This window comes from Kitasatospora sp. NPDC032121 (assembly GCF_055580145.1).
Map to the genome: position 1 here is coordinate 578,897 of NZ_JBVILX010000002.1, position 25,268 is coordinate 604,164.

15 protein-coding genes are annotated in these 25,268 nt (G+C 74.6%); 2 read left to right on the plus strand and 13 right to left on the minus strand.

Annotated elements, in window-relative coordinates; genetic code table 11:
• The first annotated feature begins 210 nt into the window (after window positions 1-210).
• Window positions 211-723 (plus strand): very short patch repair endonuclease, encoded by a 513-nt coding sequence (locus ACZ5OX_RS08475; protein WP_465629261.1) that lies wholly within the window; start codon window positions 211-213, stop codon window positions 721-723.
• A 357-nt stretch (window positions 724-1,080) separates the two neighbouring features.
• Here the strand turns inward: ACZ5OX_RS08475 and ACZ5OX_RS08480 are convergent, their stop codons facing one another.
• The 13 genes from ACZ5OX_RS08480 to ACZ5OX_RS08540 form a co-directional block, all read right to left on the minus strand.
• The gene (locus tag ACZ5OX_RS08480; RefSeq protein ID WP_465629262.1) at window positions 1,081-1,818 is read right to left on the minus strand and encodes a DUF4097 family beta strand repeat-containing protein; all 738 of its coding nucleotides are present in this window, start codon (window positions 1,816-1,818) and stop codon (window positions 1,081-1,083) included.
• Complete coding sequence (gene sbnB / locus ACZ5OX_RS08485; RefSeq protein WP_465629263.1) at window positions 1,815-2,879, minus strand: 2,3-diaminopropionate biosynthesis protein SbnB; 1,065 nt, start codon at window positions 2,877-2,879, stop codon at window positions 1,815-1,817. The genes ACZ5OX_RS08480 and sbnB overlap by 4 nt, the downstream gene beginning before the upstream one ends.
• A gap of 32 nt (window positions 2,880-2,911) precedes the next feature.
• Window positions 2,912-3,640: a 3-oxoacyl-ACP reductase FabG gene (gene fabG / locus ACZ5OX_RS08490; protein WP_465629264.1), complete on the minus strand. Its 729-nt coding sequence runs from the start codon at window positions 3,638-3,640 to the stop codon at window positions 2,912-2,914.
• Complete coding sequence (locus ACZ5OX_RS08495; RefSeq protein ID WP_465629265.1) at window positions 3,637-4,755, minus strand: beta-ketoacyl synthase N-terminal-like domain-containing protein; 1,119 nt, start codon at window positions 4,753-4,755, stop codon at window positions 3,637-3,639. The genes fabG and ACZ5OX_RS08495 overlap by 4 nt, the downstream gene beginning before the upstream one ends.
• Complete coding sequence (locus ACZ5OX_RS08500) at window positions 4,755-6,020, minus strand: beta-ketoacyl-[acyl-carrier-protein] synthase family protein (RefSeq protein ID WP_465629266.1); 1,266 nt, start codon at window positions 6,018-6,020, stop codon at window positions 4,755-4,757. The genes ACZ5OX_RS08495 and ACZ5OX_RS08500 overlap by 1 nt, the downstream gene beginning before the upstream one ends.
• The gene (locus ACZ5OX_RS08505) at window positions 6,014-6,265 is read right to left on the minus strand and encodes an acyl carrier protein (protein WP_465629267.1); all 252 of its coding nucleotides are present in this window, start codon (window positions 6,263-6,265) and stop codon (window positions 6,014-6,016) included. Before ACZ5OX_RS08505 ends, ACZ5OX_RS08500 begins: the two co-directional genes overlap by 7 nt.
• A 97-nt stretch (window positions 6,266-6,362) precedes the next feature.
• The gene (locus ACZ5OX_RS08510) at window positions 6,363-7,166 is read right to left on the minus strand and encodes an ABC transporter permease (protein WP_465629268.1); all 804 of its coding nucleotides are present in this window, start codon (window positions 7,164-7,166) and stop codon (window positions 6,363-6,365) included.
• Window positions 7,163-8,146, minus strand: coding sequence for an ATP-binding cassette domain-containing protein (locus ACZ5OX_RS08515; protein ID WP_465629269.1), 984 nt, complete (start codon window positions 8,144-8,146; stop codon window positions 7,163-7,165). Before ACZ5OX_RS08515 ends, ACZ5OX_RS08510 begins: the two co-directional genes overlap by 4 nt.
• Before the next feature lie 3 nt (window positions 8,147-8,149).
• A complete protein-coding gene (locus ACZ5OX_RS08520) occupies window positions 8,150-8,353 on the minus strand; it encodes an MbtH family protein (RefSeq protein WP_465629270.1) in 204 nt (67 codons plus the stop codon).
• Complete coding sequence (locus tag ACZ5OX_RS08525; protein WP_465629271.1) at window positions 8,350-15,585, minus strand: amino acid adenylation domain-containing protein; 7,236 nt, start codon at window positions 15,583-15,585, stop codon at window positions 8,350-8,352. The genes ACZ5OX_RS08520 and ACZ5OX_RS08525 overlap by 4 nt, the downstream gene beginning before the upstream one ends.
• On the minus strand, window positions 15,582-22,076 hold the full coding sequence (locus tag ACZ5OX_RS08530; RefSeq protein ID WP_465629613.1) for an amino acid adenylation domain-containing protein: 6,495 nt from the start codon (window positions 22,074-22,076) through the stop codon (window positions 15,582-15,584). The genes ACZ5OX_RS08525 and ACZ5OX_RS08530 overlap by 4 nt, the downstream gene beginning before the upstream one ends.
• Window positions 22,077-22,078: 2 nt before the next feature.
• Complete coding sequence (gene sbnA, locus ACZ5OX_RS08535) at window positions 22,079-23,071, minus strand: 2,3-diaminopropionate biosynthesis protein SbnA (RefSeq protein ID WP_465629272.1); 993 nt, start codon at window positions 23,069-23,071, stop codon at window positions 22,079-22,081.
• Between the two features lie 235 nt (window positions 23,072-23,306).
• Entirely contained in the window at window positions 23,307-23,903 is a 597-nt protein-coding gene (locus ACZ5OX_RS08540; protein ID WP_465629273.1) for an LmbU family transcriptional regulator, read from the minus strand.
• Window positions 23,904-24,375: 472 nt separating this feature from the next.
• On the opposite strand from ACZ5OX_RS08540, the gene ACZ5OX_RS08545 reads away from it, so the two are divergent.
• A complete protein-coding gene (locus ACZ5OX_RS08545; RefSeq protein ID WP_465629274.1) occupies window positions 24,376-25,140 on the plus strand; it encodes an AfsR/SARP family transcriptional regulator in 765 nt (254 codons plus the stop codon).
• The last annotated feature ends 128 nt before the right edge of the window (window positions 25,141-25,268 follow it).

A 25,268-nucleotide genomic window follows, 5' to 3' on the forward strand; every position in this document is an offset into this window, starting at 1 on the left:
ATCGCGCCAGCGCTGGAGCAGGACCGTGCGGCCGGAGGTCGCAACCATCGCAGTGTCGCTGTCGGCGACGGGCGCTTCGCACGTGCATCGATCACGCTTCGGCTGTACCGGCGTACGCGGCGCATTCGCGCGTACTTGCGCTGGTCACAGGACGGTGAAACCCAAGAGAGGTACATCTGCGAGGTCGAGCGAGACTCCCGGAAGGAGAACTTGGCCGACGCGTGGCGACACGCACGGGAGAAGGGCCTGGTGACGGAAGAGCCGCTGCCGCCCGAGTCGAAGGCATCCTCGCGGGAGGTCCGCGCATCCATGCGAGCGAACCGGGGCAAGGACACTGGGCCGGAACTGGCGCTGCGCAGCCTGCTCTACAGCCGTGGCCTGCGTTACAGGGTCAACGCCAGGCCGCTAGCTGAAATCCGACGCACTGCGGACCTGGTGTTTCCCGGCGACAAGGTCGCGGTCTTCGTGGACGGTTGTTTCTGGCACGGTTGCCCGGAGCACTACCGGCCGGCGACCAGGAACGCCGACTTCTGGCGAGAGAAGATCGATGGCAATCGGGCCCGGGATGCTGAGACAACAGAGAAGCTGAGTGCGGCTGGCTGGACGGTGATCCGAGTCTGGGAGCACGAAGACCCAGCCGCAGCCGCAGAACGGGTCGACCAGTTGATCCGACGGCGCCGGACCCCGGTGGCCTCGGGGAACGCTTCCACGGTTGGTCGTTGAAGCGGCCTCGCCGGTGCTGGGCTGGCCGCTCTCCGGGCCTTTACGCGAGAGTCCTTGCGTGAGCGATGCGTGAGCGGACGGTGCAACACGCAGCAGTTCGAGCGAGATCGTGAAACAGCAAACAGGGCCATGACCTGCGCAAACACCGCCAGGTGAGAGATGCTGGCAGCAGCCATCATGATCACTCTCGGGCTCGTAATGCGTAGGTCGCGGGTTCGAATCCCGCAGGCGGCTCCATGGTGAAACCCCAGGTCAGTTCTTTGACCTGGGGTTTTCTCGTTCCGGTGGCCGGTGGCCGGTGGCCGGTGGCCGGGGGCCGGGGCGGGCCCGCGGGTTGGGTGGGTGGGCCGCCGGGTGTCAGGGGGTGGGGAGGACGGAGACGTTGCCGACGTCGGAGTGCAGGTTCAGGCGGGTGGCCGCGGACGGGTCGTTGGTGACCCGTACGGTGCGGTCGCCGACGTCCGTCGAGGCTTCCACGGCGTAGTGGCCGTTCGGGACGCGGAGGGTGACGTCGCCCGCGGAGCTGGTGGCCTTCACGTTGCCCGGTGCCGTGGCGAAGGCCAGGTCGATGTCGCCGCCGTCGGTGCTCGCCGTCAGCGCGCCCGACACGCCGTCGGCCTTGATGTCGCCCGCCTCGCTGTGGAGTTCGCCGCCGCCGGTCGTTCCCGTCAGGGTGACGTCGCCGGCCGAGCCGCGGAGGTTGACCTTGGCCCCCTTGGGCACCTCGACGGTGTAGTCCACCGAGCAGGTCGCGTTCGCGCCCAGGGCGGAGCCGCAGCCGCCGGCCGACAGGGTGAGGGTGCCGCCGTTCCGGGTGCGGGTGGTGGTCGGCTTCGTCGACCGGTAGCGCACCGTCTCGGTGACCTTGGTGGTGCTGCCGCCGGCGGGACGGGTGACGATGTTCCCGTGGGCGGTGGTCACCACCAGTTCGGTGACCTGCTCGGTGAACTCGAACTCCGCCACGTGGGCGGGCCCGTCGCCGACGCCGGTCACGTCGCCGGCGTCGCAGCCGGCCGGGCCGGCGACGGCGATGACCGCGACGGCGGAGGCGACGGCGGTGCGCCGGACGCGCCGGACGCGCCGCGGCAGGGTCACTGTCGGCCTTCCGTGGGCGCCGGATCCGCGAGCGTCCGGCCGTAGCGGTCGGTGTCGTGGAAGAAGTCGGGCACGGTGCGGAGGTCGCCGGCGGTGGAGACGGCGTCGTAGACGTGCTTGGCGACGACGAGGTCGAGGACGCCGAGGCCGAAGGGGGAGAAGACGACGGGCTTGTCGGCGGGCGGGGTGATGCGGGCGGTGAGGACGTCGGCGAGGGTGCCCGCGATGAACTCGCGGTTGCCGACGGCCTGTTCGGTCAGGTGCGGGGAGGTGTCGGCCTTGAGGCAGTGTTCGACGTCGTCCACCGCGTTCCAGGCGGAGAGGATGATCTCGGTGGAGAGGTCGCGTAGGGAGAGGTGCAGGACCAGGGGGTTGTGGGAGAAGAAGGCCGGGTCGTGGACGTGGGGCTCGCCCGCGACGGTGGCGAAGACCACCAGGTCGCTGGACCGGATCAGGTCCTCGGCCGTGTCGTGCACGGTGACGTCCGAGGGCTGCGCCCCGCGCAGGTGGTCGGAGAGGCCCGCGGCGTGCTCGGCGGACAGGTCGTACACGCCGATCTCGTCGAAGCCGAACCCGGCCGCCGCGAGGTAGGTGTGCACGTAGCGGGCGATGAGCCCGGCCCCGACGAAGCCGAGGCGGCGCGGCTTGGTGCCGCGTGCCTCGCCGAGCGCGCGGGCGGCCAGGGCGGCCGACGCGGCGGTCCTGGCCGCGCTGATGATCGAACTCTCCAGCAGGGCGAACGGGTAGCCGGTCTCGGCGTCGTTCAGCACCAGCACCGCGGAGGCGCGCGGGATGCCGGCGGCCACGTTCTCCGGGAAGCTGGCGATCCACTTGAGGCCGTGCACGTCCACCTCCCCGCCCACCGAGGCGGGCAGGGCGATGATCCGTGACGAGGGCCGGTCGGGGAAGCGCAGGAAGTAGGAGTCGGGGTTGACGGTCTCACCGGCGCCGTGCAGCCGGTACGCCTTCTCGACCGCCGTGATGACGGCCTGCTCCCGGCCGGCCGTGGCGTGGTGCACTTGGGCGCCGGAGATCACGGCGAAACTGGGAATCCGGGACATGGTCACTTCTCCACGGGCTAGGGGTGGGTGGGTCAGAGGGTGAGGCCGCCGTGCACCTCGAACACCGATCCGGTCACGTAGGCCGCACGGTCGGAGGCGAGGAAGCCGACCAGTTCGGCGACCTCCTCGGGACGGCCCAGCCGACGCAGCGGCACGTTCTGCAGGATCCGCCCGATCGCGGCCTCGGAGGCGCCGCCCACCATGTCGGTGTCGATCAGGCCCGGCGCGACGGCGTTGGCCCGCACGCCGCGCGGACCGAGTTCCTTCGCCAGGCTCTTGGTGAAGGCGATGATCCCGGCCTTGGAGGCCGAGTAGTTGGCCTGCCCGGCGTTGCCGGAGATCCCGGAGACCGAGGAGAGGTTGACCACGCACCCGCGGCCGCGCTTGGCCATGCCGGGCACCGCCGCCCGGCACAGGTGGTAGACCCCGTCCAGGTTGACGTTCAGCACCTGCCGCCAGTCCTCGTCGCCCATCAGCACCAGCGGACGGTCCCGGGTGATGCCGGCCGACGCCACCACGGTGTCCACCGGCCCCAGTTCGCGCTCCGCCTCGCGCACCCAGGCCCTTACGGCGGCACCGTCCGAGGTGTCGCAGCGGGCCGCGACGACCCGGGTGCCCAGCTCCGCCGTCTCCTTCAGCAGCGACTCGGCGGCGGCCTCGTCGGACCGGTAGCAGAAGGCCACGTCGTGGCCGTCCCGGGCGAGCCGCAGCACGACCGCCCGTCCGATGCCCCGCGAACCTCCGGTCACCAACGCGGTCATGACGTCACCTCGAGGAGTCGCAGTACGGCGACGGCGACGGTGCCGTCCCGGTCCACCGCCGAGACCAGCGCCACGCGGCCGGCGGCCGTCGGGTCGGCCCCGGCGATCACGAGCAGCGCCGCGATCTGCAGCGTCGCGGACGCGGCGCCGGTGTCGCCGAGCAGTGCCATCGACGGGATCCGGTCCAGTGCCTCCGGCGGCACCAGCCCGGCCAGCGCGGCGTGCTCCGCCGCGCCCTCAGGGGTCGGCGCGGCCGTGGGGACGGCGGCCCACACCTCCTCCGGCGCGACGCCCGCCCGGTCGAGGGCGCGGCGCGCGCAGGAGGCCACGGCCGCCTGCGGGTCGTCGTCCACGTCGATGCCGGTGGAGACGTCCAACACCACGGCGAGCGGCGGCAGTCGGCCGGCGCCGGCCGGTTCCAGCAGCAGCAGCCCACAGCCCTCGCCGAGCAGCGGGGCGGGCTCCCCTCGGGTGCCGGCGGCCTGCTCCAGCCAGGCCTGGGTGGGGGCGAACTCCTCGGCGGAACCGACCAGGCAGTTGTCGGCGCGGCCCTGGTCGAGCAGGCGGCGCGCGTAGTTGAGGGCGAGCAGGCCGCTCACCCGGCCGCCGCCGACCGTGGCGTTGGGGCCGCGCAGGTCGTGCCGGATCGCGGCGGCACCGGCGGAGTGGTTCATCACGCAGCCCGGGATCAGGCCGACGTCGACGTAGAACGGCCGCGCGTTGGTCAGCGAGCCCCGGATGACCGCGGCCATGGTCTCCTTGCCGCCCATGGTGGTCCCCATGACCAGGCCGGTGCGTTCGTCGGTGTGCGGTACGGGTCCGCCCTCCGGGTCGGCCAGCAGCTGGTCCGTGGCGAGCAGGGCCATGACGGCCAGCCGGTCGAGGGTGTAGCTGTACTCCTGGCCGAGCAGGCCGGGACGGTCGAGGTCGGGTACCAGGCAGGCGTCGGGGCGGGGCAGTCGCGGGCCGTCGGGCTCGGTGCGGGCCGCGGCCAGGCCCGAGCGCACCCCGTCGGCGAAGTCCCGCCGGGAGAGGCCGTGCGCCGAGACCGCCGACCAGCCGGTGATGACGGGACCGTCGGCCGGCACGGGTACTGCTTCCGCGGGCGCGGACATCAGACACGCTCCTTGAGGGAACCGAGGATCAGGACGGCGTTGTTGCCGCCGAAGGCGCTGGAGTTGTTCTGGACGATCCGCACGTCAGCCGTGACCGCGTGGTTGGGGACGCAGTCCACCGGGCACTGCGGGTCGGTCTCCTGGTGGTTGATCGTCGGCGGGATGAACCCGTTGTGGATCGACAGCGCGCAGGCGGCGGCGGCCAGGGCGCTGGCCGCGCCCATCGAGTGGCCCAGCATCGACTTCAACCCGACGGTGCGGGGCGGGCGTTCGCCGTAGACGTCGACGATGGCGCCGGCCTCGGCGGCGTCGTTGGCGCGGGTGCCGGTGGCGTGCGCCGAGATGTAGTCCACCTGGTCCTTCTTGACTCCCGCGTCGGCCAGGGCGAGTTCCATGGCCCGGGCGACGCCGTCCCGGCTGGGCGCGGTGGGGTGCTGCGCGTCGCAGGAGAGCCCGTAGCCCAGGACCTCGGCGTAGATGCGGGCACCGCGGGCGAGGGCGGACTCCAGGGACTCCAGCACCAGGACGCCGCCGCCCTCGCCGGTGAGGATGCCCTTGCGGTGCACGTCGAACGGCCGCACCACGTCGGGGGTGATGGCGCCGAGCCGCTGGAAGGTGGCGAAGGTCTTGCGGCACACGGCGTCGGCGCCGCCGCACAGCGCGATGTCGGCCTCACCGGAACGGATGACGTCCAGGCCGTAGCCGATGGAGTAGTTGCCGGCCGCGCAGGCCGTGGTGAGGGTGACCGCCTCCGCGTCGCGGAGCCGCAGTTCGCGGGCGACCGCGGTGGACAGCCGGCCCGAGCCCAGGCGCCGGGCCAGCAACGGGTCCAACGCGTCGGGGCCGCCGTCCCCCAGCTCCTGCTCGACCAGGGTGCCGAGGTCGTGGGACTCGCCGTCGGTCGTGCCGATGCTGATCAGCACGTGCCGGGCCGCGAGCTCCTCGTCCGTCAGCCCGGCGTTCTCGACGGCCTGCCGGGCCGCGGCGACGGCGAAGTGCCCGGCGCGACCGGTGTAGTCGAGCGGGATGTTGCGGATCCAGCGGGCCGGCTCGAAGTCCTCGACCTCGGCGGCGTTCTTCCGCAGGAATCCGGTGGTGTCGATCCGGGTGAGCGGGCGGGCTCCGGAACGGCCCTCCCGCAGTGCCACGGCGTACTCGTCGGCACCCGTGCCTATGCTGCTGATGACGCCGATGCCGGTGACAACGACGGTGCGGCGGCTGCGGGCCGCCGGCCGGGAGGCAGTGGACAAGGGACTCCCTACCATCCCGCCGCGCGCGCGGTGACCCGGTGGATCGCCTCGACGTCGACCATCTCGGGCAGCTCCTCCATGTCGATGACGATGGTGAACTCCATCTCGATCGCGCTGAGGATGTCGATGAGCTTCAGCGAGTCCACGCCCAACTCGTCGACCAGGTGCGTCGAGTCGCCGAGGGCGGAGAACTCGACGCCGATCTGCTTCGCGACGATCTCCTTGATCCGGGTGTAGTGCTCAGGGGTGACGGTGGACATGGTTCTCCTTCGAGCTCGACGCTTCAGGCCCCGGTGGTTCCGGACGCCAACCTAGGAGGCTCCGATGATTGGCAACTGACATCCCGCTGACGTTGGATCACCGCCCCACGGCGCGCCGGAATCCGCGCAGCGCGGCGGGTACGACGGCCAGCAGCACGACTCCGAGCGAGAAGGCGACGACGACCCCGGGGTGGGTCGCCGGGAACCCGGCGGCCGCCGGCCCGGTCGGCTCGTTGCCCCACAGGTGGCGGCAGACGGTGATGACGGAACTGACCGGGTTCCACTCCGCCGCAGGGCGGAGCCAGCCCGGCAGCCCGCTCACCGAGACGTAGGCGTTGGACAGGAAGGAGAGCACGACCAGGATCAGCGCCCCGGTGCCGTCGATCGCCTCCACGTTCCGCATGGTGGTGCCGAGCAGGATGCCGACCCACAGCATGACGAAGGAGAAGGCAAGCAGCACCGCGAAGCCGGCCGCGATCCGCCCCGGCCCTCCGTGCGGGCGCCAGCCGAGCAGGAGGCCGAGACCGGAGACGGCCGCCAGCCCGGCCGCCGCGGTGAGCATGTCCGACAGGGCGCGGCCGACGAGCACGCTGCTGGCCGATATCGGCAGCGAGCGGTAGCGGTCGACCAGTCCGTCGCGCAGGTCGACGGCCACGCCCAGGGCGGTCGGCCCCACCCCGGCCAGGGCGACCTGGGCGGCGATCCCGGCCATGATGTAGTCCTCGTAGGAGGCCACGCCGGGGATGGCGATCGAGTCGCGGAACAGGTAGCCGATGGCGATCAGCATGACGGCGGGGGTCATGGTGACCAGCAGCAGCCTGCCCGGCGACCGGCGCAGATGGCGCAGGTGGCGGCCGGTCAGGACTGCGGTGTCGGCCAGATAGGCGGCCAGCGCCGTCATGGCTGATCGGTTCCTTCCGAGGAGGGGGCCCCGGTCGGGGCGGCGGCCCCGGTGAGGGCGAAGAACACGTCGTCGAGCGAGGGCCTGCGGACCCGGAAGTCCGCGGCGGTGATGCCGCGGCCGCGCAGCTCGGAGGCGGCCAACGCGACGTCGTCCAGCCCGTGTTCGAGCGGGACGGTGACCCGGCAGCCGTCCTCGTGGACGGTGGGGGCGCGGCCGCCGAGCGCGGCGAGCGCGGCGGCCGCCGCCCGCAGCTGTCCGGGCTGGGCCACGGTCACCTCCAGGCTGTCCGTGCCGACCTTGCGCTTCAGCTCGTCGGGGCTGCCCTCGGCGACGACCCGACCGGTGTCGATGACCACGACGCGGTCGGCCAGCTCGTCCGCCTCCTCCAGGTACTGGGTGGTCAGCAGTACGGTGACGCCGCCGGCGACCAGGCCGCGCACCTCGTTCCACAGCACGTTCCGGCTGACCGGGTCGAGGCCTGTGGTCGGCTCGTCGAGGAACAGCACCTCGGGCTCTCCGACGACGCAGGCGGCCAGGTCGAGCCGGCGGCGCATCCCGCCGGAGTAGGTGCCGACCGTCCGCTCCGCGGCGTCCAGCAGCCCGAAGCGGTCGAGCAGTTCCTGGGCGCGCGCCGCCGCGCCGCGTCGCCCGAGCCGCAGGAGCCGGCCCAGCAGCACCAGGTTCTCCCGGCCGGTCAGCAGCGCGTCCACAGCGGCGTACTGCCCGGCCAGGCCGATGCGGCGGCGCACCGCGCGGGGGTCGCGGGCGACGTCGTGTCCGGCCACCACGGCACGGCCGCCGTCCGGTTGCAGGAGGGTGGCGAGGATCCGGACGGTGGTGGTCTTGCCGGCGCCGTTCGGGCCGAGCACGCCCAGGACCGTCCCGGTCGGCACGGCCAGGTCGATGCCGTGCAGGGCGGTGTGGGTGGCGTAGCGCTTGCTCAGCCCCTCGGCGAGGATCGCCTTGTCGGTGGCCACCGGCTAGCCCCGGTTCCGCAGGCTCAGCGGTCGCATGTCGGTCCAGTGCCGCTCGATGTGCTCGACGGCGCCGGCGCGGTCGGTCTCGGCGAGTGCGACGGTCCAACCGTCCGGCAGGTCCGCGAAGGACGGCCACAGCGAGTACTGGTCCTCCTCGTTGACCAGCACGAGGAAGCGGCCCTCGGGGTTGTCGAAGGGGTTGCTCATGAGTCGTCTCCCAGGTCGTCGGAGGTCGTGCGGTGGGTGGCGGCGGGGGAGTGCAGGGCGGCCAGCCGGTGTTCGACCAACCGGCCGATCGCGGCGGCCGGGCCCGGGCCCAGCATGTCCGCGTGGGCACAGGGCACCGGGTGGACGTCGACCCCGCCGGTCACGTACCGCTCCCAGGTCTTGGCGCGGATCCGTACGTCCTGCCCGTCCGGGGACCCGGTGGCGACCAGCAGGGTCATCCCGCCGTCGAAGGTCTCCGGGGTGTGGCCGCGGAACAGGTCGACGTTGGCGCGCATGACCGTGAGCAGCCGGGCCAGGGCGGCTTCGTCGAAGGCCGCGAGCGGGCCGCCGGTCCGGGCGAGCAGGGCCGCGACGGCCTCGACGGTCGGCCGGGGCGGCACGTCGGCGCCGAGGCCCGCCTCGGTGAGGAAGTCCGTGAGGAACTCCTCGTCCGTGGGCTGCGACTCGGGGGCGGAGTCCGGGTAGGCGTCGAGGTTGGCGAGGAAGGCGACCTCCTCGCCCTCGGCGCGCAGCCGCACGGCCATCGCCTGCGCCACGATGCCTCCGTAGGACCAGCCGAGCAGGTGGTAGGGGCCGCTGGGCCGGACGGTCCGGATCCGGGCGACGTAGTCCTCGGCGACGGCGGCGAGGTCCCCCGGCGGGGTCTGCTCGCGGGCGAGGCCGGGTGCCTGGAGGGCGTGGACCGGCTGCTCCGGGTCGAGGTGACGGGCGAGTTCGGCGAAGGGCAGGCCGAAGCCCAGGCCGCCGTGCACGCAGAACAGCGGCGCCCTGGATCCGCCGGAGCGGATCGGCAGCAGCGGGGCGAGCAGGTCGACCGGGCCGTCGGCGGCGGCCGGCCGGCCGGACTCGTCGGGGCGGCCCGCCACGGCCAGTTCCGCCAGGGTGCGGTACTGGAAGACGGCGGCGAGGTCCAGCCGCAGCCCGGCCCGTCCGGCGGCGTTCACCAGGCGGATGGCCTTGAGGCTGTCGCCGCCGAGCGCGAAGAACCCGTCGTCGGGGCCGACCGCCGCCCGCCCCAGCACCTCGGCCGCCGCCTCGCAGATCACGCGCTCGGCCGGTGTGCGGGGCAGCGCGGGGGCCGCCTCCGCCGGCGCCGGGGCGGGCAGTGCCGCGGTGTCCAGCTTTCCGTTGGGCGTCAGCGGCAGCTCAGGGAGCAGCACGAACGCGCCGGGGACGGCGTGGGCGGGCAGGGTCCGGCCCAGGTCCCGCCGGAGGTCCGCCGGTTCGGGGTCGGGGCCGTTCGGCGCGGGCACCAGGTAGGCGACCAGCAGGCGGTCCCCGGAGCCGTCGTCCCGGACGGTGACGGCGGCCCGGGCGACCGACGGGTGCGCGGCCAGGGCCCGTTCGACCTCACCGGTCTCGATGCGGTATCCGCGGACCTTCACCTGGTGGTCGCTGCGGCCCGTGAAGTCCAGGCGGCCGTCCACGTCCCAGCGCACCAGGTCGCCCGTGCGGTACATCCGGGTGCCGGGCGGGCCGAAGGGGTTCGCGACGAAGTGCCCGGCGGTCAGCCCGGGGCGGCCGAGGTAGCCGCGGGCCAGGCCGGGGCCGGCCACGTACAGCTCGCCGACGGCGCCGTACGGGACGGGGCGCAGGGCCTCGTCCAGGACGTACACCGAGGTGTCGCCGATCGGCAGGCCGATGGGGACGGAGGAGGCCTCGGGCGCCAGCTCGTGCACCTGGTGGACGGTGGCGATGACGGCGGCCTCGGTCGGCCCGTAGGCGTCCACCACCGCCGTGCCGGGCAGCGCCCGGCACAGCCGGCGCACGTGCTCCGCCGAGACGGCCTCGCCGCCGGTGAGCAGCAGCCGCAGCGGGGCGAGGCAGGCCGGGTCGAGGTCGGCGATGACGTTGACCAGCCGGGGGGTGAGCAGGGAGACGGTGACGCCGGTGCCCCGCAGCAGTGCGCCGAGCCGTCCGGGGTCGGTCGGCCCCGGCGGGTTCACCGCCAGCCGGGCGCCGTGTGCCAGGGCCGTCCACACCTCGAACACCGAGGCGTCGAAGGCCGGCGAGGCGTTCCACAGGAAGGTGTCCGCGCGGGCGAAGCCCAGCGCGGGCATGCCGTGCACCAGCCGGGCGGTGGCCCGGTGGGAGACGCCGACGCCCTTGGGGGTGCCGGTCGAGCCGGAGGTGTAGATGACGTAGAGCAGGTCGTCCGGGTCGGGCCCGCCCTCCGGCGCGGTAGCGGGGAGGGCGTCGATCTCCCGGCGGGTGCGCGGGTCGTCCAGGCGGACGGCCGCGCAGCCGCCCTCCGGGTCGGCGCCCGCCGCCTCGGCGGCCAGGGACTGCTGGGTGAGCAGCACCCGGGCGCCGCTGTCGGTGACCATGTGCCGCAGCCGGGCGGCCGGGTAGGCAGGGTCGAGCGGCAGGTAGGCGGCACCGAGCCTTGCCGCCGCCAGCATGGCGACGACCGCGTCCGGCCCGCGTTCCAGGCACAGCGCCACGATGTCGCCCCGGCCGACGCCGCGGGACGCCAGATGGCGGGCGGTCCGGTTGGCGGCGGCGTCGAGTCGGCGGTACGTCATGGCGCCGTCGAGGCCGGTCCCGGTTCCGGTGGCGAACAGCAGCGCGGTCGCCTCGGGCGCGGTGGCCAGGTGGGCGTCGAACAGGGCGGTGACCGTGGTGCGGGGCGTGTCCACGGGCCCCTGTCCCAGGGCGCGCAGGTCGCTGCGCGCCTCGGGGGTGAGGACCTCCAGGTGGGAGAGCGGGCGGGTGGGCGCGTCGGTGGCCGAGGCCAGCAGCCGCAGCAGCGCGGCGGCGAGGCGCCGCACGGTGCGCTCCTCGAACAGGTCGCTCGCGTACTCGACCGCCAGGTCCATCCGGTCGGCCTCGGGGCCCGCGGTCAGCTGGACGAACAGGTCCCACTTGGCGGTGCTGCCCGCGGTCGGTACCGGCTCCATCGTGAGGTCCGGGCCGGTGTCGGGGACGGGATCGGCGTCCCGGCAGTCCAGGATGACCTGGAACAGCGGATTGCGGGACAGTGACCGCTCCGGATTGAGCGCCTCCACCAGGCGCTCGAACGGCAGGTCCTGGTTCTCGTAGGCGGCCAGGTCGAACTCCCGGACCCTGGATAGGAGTTCGGAGAACGACGGATCGCCGGAGGTGTCGGTGCGCAGCACCAGGGTGTTGACGAACATGCCGACCAGGCCGTGCAGTCGGGCGTCGCCGCGCCCCGCCACCGGGCTGCCGAGGGGGATGTCGGTGCCGGCGCCGTAGCGGGTGAGCAGGGCCGCGAGCCCGGCCTGCGCCACCATGAACAGGCTGGTGCCGGAGTCGCGGGCGAACGCCCTTAGCGCGCGGACGAGTTCGGCGGGCAGGGGTAGGTGCACCGTGCCGCCCCGGTGGGTGGCGAGGGCCTGCCGGGGCCGGTCGAAGGGCAGCCCGATCTCGACCGGCAGTCCGTCCAGTGCCTGGCTCCAGTGGGCGAGTTGGCGGGACAGCTCGCTGTGCGGGTCCTGCTCCGAGCCGAGCAGCTGCCGCTGCCACAGTGTGAAGTCGGCGTACTGGACGGGGAGTCGGGTGAAGGCGGGAGGCCGTCCGGCGAGCCGGGACCGGTACGCCTCGGCCAGGTCGTTCGCCAGCGGCCCGAGGGACCAGCCGTCGGCCGCGATGTGGTGCAGCACCAGCGCGAACACGTGGTCGTCGGGCGCCAGGGCGAACAGCGTGGCCCGCAGCGGGGGGCGGACGGCGAGGTCGAAGCCGCGGGCGGCCTCGGCGGCGAGCGCCCGCGACAGCTCCTCCTCGGTGCAGTCCACCAGGGGCAGCGGCAGGTCGACGGCCTCCGGGGCGAGCACGCGCTGCTCGGCGCCGGTGCCGTCGCCGCCGACGGCCGGGAAGACGGTCCGCAGGGACTCGTGGCGGGCGACCACGTCGTGCAGCGCCGCCCGCAGCGCGTCGGCGTCCAGCGCCCCGCGCATCCGCACCGCGAAGGGGACGGCGTACAGCCCGTCGGGCACCCCGAGCCGCTGCAGGAACCACAGCCGCTCCTGCGCGTGGGAGAGCGGGACGGACGCCGGCCGCTCCCCGGCGACGAGTTCGGGGAGCGCGCGGGGCTGCGCGCCGTCCGCGTCGGAGCGGTCCGGGCGGGCGGCCAGCAGGGCGGCCAGGGCTGCGGCGCTGGGGGCCTCGAACACCTCCCGCACCGACAGCGGGCTGCCGAGTCTGGCCCGCACCAGGTTGGCCACCCGCGCGGCCAGCAGCGAGTGCCCGCCGAGGGCGAAGAAGTCGTCGTCCGCGCCGACCGGGTCGAGGCCGAGCACCTCGCCGAGGATCGCGCACAGCTCCCGCTCCTCGGCGGTCCCGGGCGGCCGGCCGGCGGCGGTGTGTTCGGGGGCGGGCAGCGCCCGGACGTCCACCTTGCCGTTCGGGGTGACCGGCAGCGCCGCGAGCACGACCAGGGCGGCGGGCACCATGTGGGCCGGGAGGGCGGCGGCGGCGTGCGCCCGCAGCTCCTCCACGTCCAGCCCGGCGCGGCCGGAGGGCACCGCGTAGCCGACCAGGCGGCGGTCCCCGGGCCGGTCCTCCCGGACCGTCACCGCGACCTGGGCGACGGACGGGTGGCTCCCGAGCACGGCCTCGATCTCGCCCGGCTCGATGCGGAAGCCGCGCAGCTTGACCTGCTGGTCGGCGCGGCCGACGTAGTCCAGCGCGCCGTCCTCCAGCCGGCGCACCACGTCGCCGGTGCGGTACATCCGGGCGCCGGGCGGCCCGAACGGGCAGGCGGTGAACCGGGCGGCGGTCAGGCCGGGACGGTCGTGGTAGCCGCCGGCCAGCCCGGGGCCGGCCACGTACAACTCGCCGGCCACACCGGTCGGCACCGGCCGCAGGGCCGAGTCGAGGACGAACAGCCGGAAGGCCGAGACCGGTGAGCCGATCGGCGGCCTGCCCGCGCCGTGCAGCGGTTCGCTGACGCTCGCGCAGACCGAGGTCTCGCTCGGCCCGTAGGCGTTGCGCAGCTCGACGCGGGCCGACCAGCGTTCGGCCAGGGCCGCGGGCAGCGCCTCACCGGCGGTGAACAGGCGTAGGTCGGAGGGAAGTTCGGCGTCCCCGGGCAGGCCGGCCAGGACGGTCGGCGGCAGCACCGCGTGGTTGATCCGGTGCACGGTGAACAGGCGGGCCAGCGCCTCCCCGGACATCCGGCTCTCCGCCGTGGCCAGCACCAGGGCGCCGCCGGTGTAGAGCGAGGCGCACAGCTCCCACACCGTGGCGTCGAAGCTGAACGACGCGAACTGCAGGGCCCTGGCCCCCGGCCCCGCGCCCAGCCGGGCGGCGTGGTGGGCGGCCAGGTTGACGGCACCCTCGTGCGGGACCACGACGCCCTTGGGGCGGCCGGTCGACCCGGAGGTGTAGACGACGTAGGCGGGGCTGCCCGGTGCGGCGACGGCCGGGCGCACCGGGGCCCCCGGGGCCGGCGCCGGCCGGGAGCGCGGCAGGTCGAGGTCGACGCGCGGCGCGGCGCAGCCGTCCGGCAGCCGGGTCGCCGAGGTGGTGACCACCAGCGCGGGGGCCGCGTCGGCGAGCATGTAGGCGATCCGCTCGGGCGGATAGGCCAGGTCGACCGGCAGGTACGCGGCCCCGGCCTTGAGCACCGCGAGCAGCGCGACGATCATGTCGGCGCCGCGCGGCAGGGCCAGGGCCACGAAGGTGCCGGGGCGCGCGCCGGACGCAGCCAGCCGCTCGGCCAGCCGGTCCGAGGCGGTGTCGAGCTGCCCGTAGTCCAGGGTGCGCGCCGCGGCCGGGTCGTCCGGCCGGTCCTCGTCCGGGACGATCAGGGCGGGCACCCCGGGGTTCCGCTCCGCGTGCCCCCGGAACAGCTCGTGCAGGGTGGCGCCGCGGGTGCGGTCGTCGCGCAGGTCGGGGCCGGCGCCCGGCCCCTCGGGGGCCTCGCCGCCGCCGACGATCCGGGCCAGCGGGGTGTCGGGGGCCGCGGCCGTCCGCTCCAGGGCGTCGACGAACAGGTCGAGCGCGCGGGCGGCCGTGCGGGCGCCGTCGCCGTCGAACGCGCCGGGCGCGTGGGCGAGGGAGAGGTCGAGCCCGTCGCCCGGGGTCACGGTCAGGCCCAGCGCGAAGTGGGTGGCGGTGCGCACCCGGATGTCGTCGAGCACCAGGCCGCGGTCGTCGGAGGGCGCCGTCCGCGCCATGGGGTAGCTCTGGAAGGCGACCGCGGTGTCGAACAGTTCGCCGCGCAGGCCGGCCGCGGCCTGCACCTCGGCGAGCGGCAGGTGGGTGTGCGGCAGCAGGTGCACCTGCTGCCGGGCCAGGGCGCGGACCAGCTCGGCGACGGTCCGGTCGGGGCGCAGCTCGGCGCGCACCGGCACCGTGTTGGCGAACAGCCCGATCATCGTCTCGACGCCCGGCAGCTCGGCCGGACGGCCGGAGGTGACGGTGCCGAAGACCACGTCCTGGCGGCCGGACAGGTAGCCGATCGCCACCGCCCAGCAGGCCTGCACGGCCGAGTTGAGGGTGACGCCCTCGGCCGCGCACCAGGAGGAGAGCGCCCGGGTCAGCGCGGGGGAGAGGGCGGCCGAGCGGACCTCGGGCAGTGCCCCGGCGTCCTGTCCGACGGAGTGCGGCGCGAGGCGCAGCGGGCCGTCGAGGCCGGCCAGGGTCTCGGCCCAGGCGGCGCGGGCGGCCTCCCGGTCCTGCCCCGCCAGCCAGCGCAGGTACGTCCGGTACGGGGCGGGCTCGGGCAGCGGCTCGGCCCCGGCGAGGCCCGCCAGGGCGAGCAGCTCCCGCGCGGCGAGCGGCATCGACCAGCCGTCCAGCAGCAGGTGGTGCACCGACCACAGCAGCCGGTGGCGGCGCCGGCCGAGCCGGATCGCGGTGAACCGCATCAGCGGCGGCCGGGCCGGGTCGAAGCGCTCCAGCCGGTCCTCGTCGGCGATCCGGTCGGACTCGGCGCGGCGCCTGCGGTACGGGAGGCCCGCCAGGTCCACCTCCCGCCAGGGGACGTGGACCGAGCCCTCGTCCAGGACCACCTGGACGATCTCGCCGTTGCGGCGGGGCCGGAAGCAGCTCCGCAGGTGCGGGTGGCGGCCCAGCAGCGCCGCCGCCGCCTCCCGGAGGCGGTCGACGGGCAGCTCGCCCTCGACCCGCACCGACAGCTGGAGGACGTACGGGTCGGGTCCGCTTCCCTCGGCGGCGAGGTAGTGCAGCCCCTGCTGGAGCGGGGAGAGCGGCAGTGCTTCGACGATCCTCGGCTTGCCCGTCACAGCATGTCCTCGTTCAAGTCGTTCTCCATCAGGGCCAGTTCGTCGTCGTCGAGGGCCAGCAGGGGCTCCTGCGGCGCGGCGGGCGGCTCGGGCCGGTGCGCCTCGGCGACCTCGGCCAGGGCCGCGACCGTCCGGCCGGCGAACACGTCCCGCACGGCGAACACCAGGCCTTCGAGGTGCGCCCGGCTGACCACCTGGATCGCCCGGATGCTGTCGCCGCCGAGGGTGAAGAAGTCGTCGTCCGCGCCCACCCGTTCGACGCCCAGCACCTGCGCGAAGACGGCGCACAGGGCCTCCTCGCGGGCGGTCCGGGGCGCGCGCGGCGCGGCGGCGGGGCCGCCCGGTGCGGCGGCCGGCGCCGGGGCGGCCGCCGCACCGGCCAGCGGCCGCAGCGGCGAGCCCGTGCGGGCCAGCGTGGTGCCGGGGGCGGTGGCGGCTAGGTGCAGCAGCGCGGTGAACCGCTCGGCGACCGCGGCCACCCGGTCGGGCCGGAAGGCGGCGGGCAGGTAGTCCAGCCGCAGCCGCAGCCGGTCGCCGTCCGGCAGCACTGCCATGCTCAGCGGGTGGTGCCGGGCGTCGCGGGCCTCGGCGCGCAGCACCTGCACCCGGTCCGTTCCGGCGCCGCCCGAGGCCGCTCCGGAGCCGATCGGGAAGTTCTCGAACAGCAGCACGGTGTCGAAGACCTCGCCGACGAGCCCGGCGGCCCGGTGGATCTCGGCCAGCCCGAGGTGCTCGTGCGGCAGGAGCTCGGCGCGCTCGTCCTGCAGGGTGCGCAGCAGGCCGCCGAGCGTGGCGTCGGGGTGCAGCCGGACCCGTACCGGGACGGTGGTGAGGAACATGCCCACCATCGACTCGATCCCGGGGACCTCCGCGGGCCGGCCGGCCGTGATCGCGCCGAACACCACGTCCTGGGAGCCGGTCAGTTCGCCGAGCAGCAGGGCCCAGCAGCCCTGCACCACGGTGTTGACGGTCAGGCCGGCGGTGCGGGAGGTGGCGAGGAGCCGGGCGGTGAGCTCCGGGTCGAGGTCGAGGTGCAGCGACTCCGGGAGGGAGAGCGCCGCCGCGTCCGCGGCCGGGGCGACCAGGGTCGGGCCGGGGAGCTCGGCGAGCGAGCGCCGCCAGGCCTCGCGCGCCGCCTCGCGGTCGCGGGCGGCGAGCCAGGCGTGGTACCGGCGGTGCGGGGCGGGCCCCGGCAGCTCGGCCTTCTCGGTGACGGTGGCGCCCTCGCTGCCCTCGCCGCCCTCGCTGCCCTCGCCGCCCTCGCTGTACTCGGCGAGCAGGGCGAGCAGCTCCTCGACCAGGATCGGCATCGACCAGCCGTCGACCAGCAGGTGGTGGCTGGTCCACAGGAACCGGTACCGCTGCGGCCCGGTCCTGAGCAGGGTGAAGCGCAGCAGCGGCGGGGCCGCCAGGTCGAACCGGCGGGTGCGCTCCTCGTCGGTCAGGCGCTCCGTCTCGGCCGCCCGCTCCGACTCCGGAAGGTGCGTCAGGTCGACTTCCTCCCAGGGGAGTTCGGCGTCCGAGGGGATCAGCTGGACGGGGTCTCCGGAGGCGCGGTGGAGGAAGGCGGCCCGCAGCGCCGGGTGGCGCCGCAGCAGCGTCCGGCCCGCGGCCCGCAGCGCCGCGGGATCGAGCTCGCCCTCCAGGTCGGCGGCGATCTGCAGGGTGTAGACGTCCACCCCGTCCTGCTCGGCCTCGTGGTGGAACAGCAGCCCGCGCTGCAGCGGGGTGAGCGGCAGCACGTCCGAGAGCGCCTGCCCCGGGGCGAGCGCGGGGTTCGATCCGGCCAGCTCGGCCTCGTACCGTTCGATCTCCTCCTGGTCGAGGGCGACCAGCGGGAAGTCGGCCGGGGTGGCGCCGCCCGCGTCCGGCGACGCGGCGTACTCGGCCAGGGCGCGCAGCGCCCGGAACCAGGCGTCGGCCAGTTCCTCGACGGACTCCCGGTCGAGGATGCCGTCGGCGAAGGTCCAGTTGGCGACCAGGTGCGGTCCGTCGGCGCGGTCCTCGGTGGCCGGGGTGAGCGCGAGGACGTGCTCCAGCGGCATGGCCGGCTGGGTGCCGGTGCCGACGATGCCGTCCCCGGTGACCGGCGACCAGAGCACGTCCTCCCGGGCGTCGAAGCGGCCCATGTAGTTGAAGCCGATCTGCGGCCGGGGGTACCGGGAGAGCAGCCGCGCGGCCTGCGGGTTGAGGTGGCGCAGCAGGCCGTGGCCGATCCCGTGCTCGGGTACCTCCCGCAGCTGCTCCTTGACCAGCTTGACCGCCCGGCCGAGTGCCTCGTGGGGCCGGGGGCCCGGGTCGAGCCGGACCGGGTGGATGCTGGTGAACCAGCCGACGGTGCGGGACAGGTCCAGGCCGTCCGCGATCTCCTCGCGGCCGTGGCCCTCCAGTTCGATCAGCGTGGCGCTCGTGCCGTCGCCGCGGTGCCGGTGCCGCCACTCGGCGACGGCGACCGCCAGGGCGGTCAGCAGGACGTCGTTGACCTCGGCCCTCAGGGCCGCGGGGACGGTGCTCAGCAGCAGCCCGGTGACCTCGGGCGGGAGCTCGGTGCGCAGGGTGCCGGCGGTGGCCCTGACGTCCCGCGCCGGGTCCAGCCGGCGGGGGCCGAGCAGCGGGTCGGGGCCGGTCAGGATGCGCTGCCACACGGCCAGTTCGGCGCCGCGCAGCTCGGTGCGGGCCCGGTCGGTCAGCAGCCTGCTCCAGGCCCGGAAGGACGTGCCGACCGCCTGGGGCTCGGGCCGGCGTCCCTCGGCGAGGGCGGCGCAGGCGGCGGACAGGTCGGTCAGCAGGATGCGCCAGGACACTCCGTCGACGGCCAGGTGGTGCCCGACCAGGAGCAGGACCTGCTCGTCCGGCTCCGCCGCGGGGCCGGGGATCAGGACGGCGCGGACCATCCGGGCGGCCGCGGGGTCGAGCCGGCTGCGGGCGGCCGCGGCCTGCCGGTCGATCAGCCGGAGCAGCGCCGACCGGTCCGCGGGCGGTCGCTCGTCCGGCAGGGTGAGGACCAGGCCGTCGTCGGCGGGGACCGCGCCGCGCGGGAGCACCTCCGTCTGCCACAGGCCGGGGGCCGGCTCGGTGAGCCGCGTCCTGAGGGCGTCGTGGTGGTCGATCAGGGACCGCAGCGCGACGGTCAGCCGGTCGGCGTCCAGCCCGGCGGGCACCCGGACGGCGATGTGCTGGCTGAAGGCGGCGGCGGGGCCGGTCGTCGAGCCGGTGTCCTCCTGGAGGCGGGCGGCGATGGGGGTGAGGTCGAGGACGCCCACCGGCTCCACCTGCCCGCCGTCCTGCCCGGCGCCGGTGGCCGGTCGGGCGATCCGGGCGAGGACGCGGGCGGTGCGCCCGGTGAAGACGTCGCGGGTGCTGAGCACCAGGCCCGCGCGGCGGGCCGCGCCGACCACCTCGATGGCGCGGATGCTGTCGCCGCCGAGGGCGAAGAAGTCGTCGTCCGCGCCGACCCCGGCCAGGCCGAGGACCTGGGCGAACACCGTGCCCAGGGTCTGCTCGGCACCGTTGTGCGGCCCGCGCGGCGGGTCGGCGGGGGTGGCGTTCACAGCGTTCACGGTGTTCACGGCGTTCACGGCGTTGCCCACGGCCGGGCCGCTCGGTGCCGAAACGTTTCCGCTCGGCGCGGGCAGCGCCTTGCGGTCGACCTTGCCGTTCGCGGTCAGCGGCAGCGCGTCCAGGACGACCCACCGGCCCGGCACCATCCAGGCCGGCAGGACCGCGCCGACCCGGTCCCGCAGCAGGGCCGCGTCGACGCCGCTCGGGGCGGCCACGTAGCCGGCCAGTCCGGAGCCGTGCGCGACCACGACGGCGTCCAGGACGCCCGGTACCGCGCGCACCGCCGCCTCGATCTCGCCCAGCTCGACGCGCCGGCCGCGGACCTTCACCTGGAAGTCGCGCCGTTCGACGAACTCCAGCTGTCCGTCCGGACGCAGCACCACGCGGTCGCCGGTGCGGTACATCCGGGTGCCGCCGCCCGCGAACGGGTCGGCCGGGAAGACGGAGGCCGTGCGGACCGGGTCGCCCACGTAGCCGCGGCCCACCCCGACACCGCCCACCCAGAGCTCCCCGGGCACGCCGACGGGCATCGGGCGCAGCCCGTCCCCGAGCACGTACAGCCGGGTGCCGCGCACCGGGCGCCCGATCGGCACCCGCCCGGCGGCCGCGTCCTGCGGGGTGACGAAGGCGTGCGTCACGTCGTCGGAGCACTCCGTCGGCCCGTAGGCGTTGACCATGCCGATCCCCGGGAAGCGGGCGTACCAGCGGGAGCACAGGTCGGCCGGCAGGGCCTCCCCGGTGACCATCAGCCGGCGCAGACCCGGAAGCCGGGGTGCCTCCCCACGGGCGTCCCACAGGTCGAGCGCGGCGCGCAGCAGGGAGGGAACCACCTCCAGCACGGCGACGTCCTCGTCGACGGCCAGGGCGAACAGGGCGTCGGGGTCGGCGGCCGTCTCCGGGTCGGCGACCACGGTGCACCCGCCGACCAGCAGCGGCGACAGCAGCTGCCAGACGTGCACGTCGAAGGTGAGCGGGGCGTTGGCGACGACCCCCTCGCCGGGGCGCAGCGCCAGGTCGTCGACCTTGGCCCGCAGGTGGTTCAGCATGCCGTCCCGGTGCACCATCGCGCCCTTGGGGCGGCCGGTGGAGCCCGAGGTGAACATCACGTAGGCGAGGTCCTGGCCCGATCCGACCGGGGGCACGGCCGGGACCTGCGCCGCCCGGCCGTCCGAGGCCAGTTCCAGCGGCAGGACCGGGACGCCTCCGGCCAGTTCGGCGGCCTCCCGGCCCTGCTCGTCGAAGCCGTCGCCGGTGAGCAGCACCGTGACCCCGGCGTCGCCCAGCAGCGAGGCGGTGCGGGTGGCGGGCGCGGCGACCTCCAGCGGCAGCCAGGCCGCCCCCACCGTCTGAACGGCGAGGATCGCGGCGAGGTAGCCCGCGCCGGGCCGGGTCAGCAGGGCGACCACGGTGTCCGGGCCGCAGCCCGCGGCCCGCAGCCGGGCGGCCACGCCCTCGACGCGGCGCAGCAGTTCGGCGTGGGTCAGCCGGCGGGCGCCGTCGACCACGGCGACGGCGTCGGGCGTACGGGCGGCGGCGGCCCGCACCAGTGCGATCGTGTCCTCCGGGGTGGCCCCGGCGGCGGGGCCGGTGAGCAGCCCGCCCGGCTCCCCGGGCAGGACCACGTCCAGGCGGTCGACGACCGTGTCCGGCGGGCAGCTCGCGAAGGCGCGCAGGAAGGCCCCGAACCGGGCGGCGTGCGCGGCCAGTTCGTCGCCGTCGTACAGCTCGCTGTTGCCGTCCAGGTGCAGTTCCAGGGAGCCGTCGCCGGTGTTGAGGACGGTCAGGATCAGGTCGTTGACGATGCCGGTGGACAGGTTCACCACCTGGCCGCGGCACGCGCCGAACTCCAGCACCGGTTCCTGGTCCAGGACGTTGACGAAGGGCCCGAACGGGCGCCGGTCGTCCGTGCGCAGGCCGAGGTCGCGGCGGATCCGCTCGCCCCGGTAGCGCTGGTGCCGCAGCGCGTTGGCGATCTCGACCCAGGCGGCGCGCAGCAGTTCGTCGCGGGTCGCGCCGTGGCGGACCGGTACGGCCAGCGGGAGGTAGTTGGCGACCATCCCGGGGACGCCGCGGGCGGCCGCACCGACCCGGGCGGTGACCGGCAGGGTGAGCAGCGGCTCCTCCAGGCCGGTCATCCGCTGCACGTAGGCGGCCATCGCCGCGGCCACCAGGACGGCCGGGGTGGCCCCGGCCCCGGTGGCGGCGGTGCGCAGCCGGTCCGCGTCGGCGGCGTCCAGCACCTCGGTGCGGCGCAGGGCGACGAGGCCGGGGGCGGGTTCGCGGGTGGAGAGCGAGGACGGCTCGGGCGAGCCGGTGGTGAGCCGGGTGGTCCAGTAGGCGCGGTCCTTGGCGAGGCGCGGCGACTCCCGGTAGGCGGCCTCCGCGTCCAGCAGCAGCCGGAACGGCGGCGGCGCCGACGGGGCGAGACCCGCCTCGTCGCCGCCGGCCGCGAGGTGGCTGTAGATCGCCGCGAGGCGCGGGTGGACCAGGTTGCGGCTGTACCCGTCGGACAGGATGTGGTGCATGCACAGGTAAAGGCGGTGGTGCTCGGCGCCGAGGCGGAGCAGCGCGCTGCGCAGCAGCGGCGGTTCGGCGGCCTTCATCGGCAGGTCGAGGTCGCGGAGCATCCACGCCTCGGAGGCGGCCACCGGGTCCGGTTCGGCGCCGAGGTCGACCAGGGTGAGGGAGCCGTCCGCCGGCGGTGCGACGGACTGGCCGACCACCCCGTCGTGCTCGGTGAAGCGCACCCGCAGGCCCTCGGCCTCCACCGACAGCCGTCGCAGGGCGCGTTCCAGCAGCGCCGGGTCGAGGGGGCCGCGCAGGTCGATGTAGTCGCCCATGGCGTAGCCGAGCGGCCCGGTCGTGAACTGCTCGTCGTACCAGATCTCGGACTGCGCCGCGGTGAGCGGCAGGTTGCCGCCAGGGGACACGGTCAACGCGCTGCCCGCCCTTCGTTCCGCTCCTCGCCGCCGGCCAGCGCCGCGTCGCCGAAGGTGCCGCGGACCCAGTTGTCGTCGTAGAGGGTGTCGAGGTAGCGCTCGCCCAGGTCGGGGGCGATGGTGACGGCCGTGGTGCGGCGGTCGGCGCCGTTCTCCCGCAGCCAGGCGAGTGCGCCGCCGACCGCGGTCCCGGTCGATCCGCCGAAGTGGTAGCCGTGCGCGGCCAGTCGGCGGCAGATCCGCACCGTCTCCTCCTCGTCGACGTGGACGACGGAGTCGACGAAGGACTCGTCCAGGAGCGCCGGCCGGATGCTGGTGCCGAGACCGGGGATGTGCCGCGGGCCCGGGACCCCGCCGAAGGTGACGGAGCCGACCGCGTCGACGGCGACCACCCGCACGTCGGGCCGGTGCTCGTGGAAGTAGCGGGCACAGCCCATCAGGGTGCCGGTGGTGCCGGCGCCGATCAGCAGGACGTCGAGCCCGGGGAAGCGGTCGGCGATGGCGGGCGCGGTGGTGCGGTAGTGGGCCATCCAGTTGCCCGGCGCCTCGTACTGGTTGAGCCACACCACCTTCTCGTCGGCGGCGCACATCTCCTGGACGTAGCGGATCCGGGCGCCGAGGTAGCCCTCGGTGGGGTGTGCCTCGGTGATGACGTGGACGTCGGCGCCGAACGCCTTCATGGTGCGGCGGGTGGCCGCGTTGCAGCGGGAGTCCGTCACGCACACGAAGCGGTAACCGCGGTCGGCGGCGAGCATGCTGAGGGCGACGCCCATGTTCCCCGAGGAGGACTCGACCAGGGTCGATCCTGGGCCGAGGACCCCCGCCGCCTCGGCCTGGGCCACGATCTCGCGGGCGGCCTTCAGCTTGATCGATCCGGCGAAGTTGAACCCCTCCACCTTGAGGTAGAGCTGTCGGGCGAAGATCGGATGCAGATCGACGAACAGATCGCTGACGTCGAATTCGTGCGGCGCAGATATGACAGGCATGGCAAGCTCCCGGCCGTCGGCGGTACGTCGTGACGTCGACAGCCTCGAGCTTCCATCCAGGCTCTGACCGGGCGCTGACACGGTGCTGACGTGGTGTCGCCGGGGCCTCGGGGGCGGCCAGGACGTCCACCGCCCGCGCGCCCGGAGGCGGTGCCCCCACCGGGTGCGTGGCGTGTTCCTCGGAGGATCACACCGGCACGGGTGGCGGGAACCGCCTCCGTTCAGGGGCGTTCGGTCATCGATGCTCGGATCGCGCCGAGGGGCCGGGGCCGGGGGCTCCGTCCGCCCCGGCATCCGGCTGTCCCAGCAACTCTGCCGCGGCCGAGTCGAGTTGGCGGGCCACCCATTCCCCGAGCGTCACCTGGGAGCGCTCGGCCGCCCGCTGCCACTGGCCCAGGCGGTCGCGGTCCACCACCATCCGGGGCAGCGAAGCCGTCTCGCGCGGTTCGGGAGCGGCCTGGCGACCGCCCTTGATCTCCGAACGCAGCCGGTTCCTCGACCACTGGTGGTACTCGGCGAGGGCCATCCAGAGGTCCTGCTCGTAGTCCGGGAGGGCGGCCACCTCGGCGTGGTGCCCGAAGCTGAGGCCTTCCCGGCGCCGTGGCGGCTCGAACCGCCGGGCCACCCAGACGTAGTTGCGGATGGTCTGGTAGTCCAGCCCCGCCGCCTCCATGGCCCGCCGGTAGCGATCGGGAAAACGGTTGCGGCCGAAGAGCACCCAGTCGCCGAGGCACCAGGCGGAGGAGTCGGCCATTCGCGCGAGGCCGACGCCGGCCCGTTCCCAGTCCTCGAACGACACCGCACCGGGAACCCGCAGTCCCACCTTCGTCATCAGGATCCGGGAGCCCGCGTTCCATTTCTCGATTGCAGTCAATTTCGCTTCCCCGCCCGTCGTAAGCCCGGCTCTCCACCAGGCAGTTTCCGCTGCCGCATGTTCCCGTTCACCGATTGGCGGGGCGAATGCCGGCATTCCAAGATCCACGATCTTGGAATGGCCGTGGTATTCCGCCCGGACCGGCCAATCGCGCTCGATCGGCGCCGGTGAAGTCGACCGCCGCCGTGAATACTCACCAGTAGGCGTGCCTAAAAGCGGCCATACGGTCCTATACGCCCTCCGCTGTCGTGGTGGCGGCCGCCCCGCCCTGTCCCGCCGGCGGGACAGGGCATCCCGCGCCACTTCCGTGCGCCATGGAAATCGCACAGGTGCCTTGGCGTCCCATCTGATTTCGGCTGTAATGTTCGGGCGTCAGGCCGCCCATTGATTCGGCCCCTCCAGAGGTGCCACTGGGACACGGGGGAATTTCATGTACATCACAATGCTGGGACCGCTGCGCGCCGCAAGCGGAATCGGATCTGCCGCTTTGGATGCCAAGAAGGTCCGCATTGCGCTGGCCGTACTGGCCCTGCGCGCGGGCCAGGTGGTCAGTTTCGACGAACTCATTGACGAACTGTGGGGGGAGGCCCCGCTCAAGAACACGAGAAACTCACTCCAGGGCATTGTGGCCCGGATGAGAAGATCGCTCGGGCGCATCGAACTGGACCCGACCGACCAGGGCGTCGTCCGCACCGTCGGCAACGGCTACGTGCTGGACATGCCCGCGGACCAGCTCGACGCCGACCGCTTCCTGCGGCAGGCCGCGGAGGGCCGCGGCCTGATCGGACGGTCGCCGCAGAAGGCCGCCGAGCTGCTCCGCGGCGCGCTCGCCATGTGGTACGGACCGGCGCTGGTCGACGTCGGCGACGGGCAGCGCTGCCGTGCCGCCGCACTGCGCCTCGACGAACAGCGCAGACTCGTCCAGGAGGATCTGATCTCCGCCCAGCTGGAGGCCGGCGAGGCCGGGGCGGTCGTACCGGAGCTGAAGCAGTTGCACGCCGAACACCCCGAGCGGGAGCGGTTCAGCGAGCAGCTGATGCTCGCGCTGTACCGGACCGGCCGGCAGTCCGAGGCGATCGCCACCTTCCACCGCACGCGCAAGCAACTCGACGACGAGATGGGGCTGTTGCCCAGCCGTCAACTGCAGCGGCTCTACCAGGCGATCATCAGTCAGGACGCGTCGCTGTCGCGCTGACCGCACGTGGGGCGGGTACCGGACCAGGTCCGGTACCCGCCCCCCACAAGGTTTTCCCCCCCCTTCCCCACCGGCTCCCAGGGGGAGGGTGCGAAAAGCTCCTCATCTCCCACGACAACGACGGCTGG

What these genes read in the sequence shown, in the direction of transcription:
- sbnB (WP_465629263.1), bottom strand. Translation starts at nt 2,879, where the DNA reads ATGTCCCGGATTCCCAGTTTCGCCGTGATCTCCGGCGCCCAAGTGCAC.
- fabG (WP_465629264.1), bottom strand. Translation starts at nt 3,640, where the DNA reads ATGACCGCGTTGGTGACCGGAGGTTCGCGGGGCATCGGACGGGCGGTC.
- ACZ5OX_RS08495 (WP_465629265.1), bottom strand. Translation starts at nt 4,755, where the DNA reads ATGTCCGCGCCCGCGGAAGCAGTACCCGTGCCGGCCGACGGTCCCGTC.
- ACZ5OX_RS08500 (WP_465629266.1), bottom strand. Translation starts at nt 6,020, where the DNA reads ATGGTAGGGAGTCCCTTGTCCACTGCCTCCCGGCCGGCGGCCCGCAGC.
- ACZ5OX_RS08505 (WP_465629267.1), bottom strand. Translation starts at nt 6,265, where the DNA reads ATGTCCACCGTCACCCCTGAGCACTACACCCGGATCAAGGAGATCGTC.
- ACZ5OX_RS08510 (WP_465629268.1), bottom strand. Translation starts at nt 7,166, where the DNA reads ATGACGGCGCTGGCCGCCTATCTGGCCGACACCGCAGTCCTGACCGGC.
- ACZ5OX_RS08520 (WP_465629270.1), bottom strand. Translation starts at nt 8,353, where the DNA reads ATGAGCAACCCCTTCGACAACCCCGAGGGCCGCTTCCTCGTGCTGGTC.
- sbnA (WP_465629272.1), bottom strand. Translation starts at nt 23,071, where the DNA reads ATGCCTGTCATATCTGCGCCGCACGAATTCGACGTCAGCGATCTGTTC.
- ACZ5OX_RS08540 (WP_465629273.1), bottom strand. Translation starts at nt 23,903, where the DNA reads ATGACGAAGGTGGGACTGCGGGTTCCCGGTGCGGTGTCGTTCGAGGAC.
- ACZ5OX_RS08545 (WP_465629274.1), top strand. Translation starts at nt 24,376, where the DNA reads ATGTACATCACAATGCTGGGACCGCTGCGCGCCGCAAGCGGAATCGGA.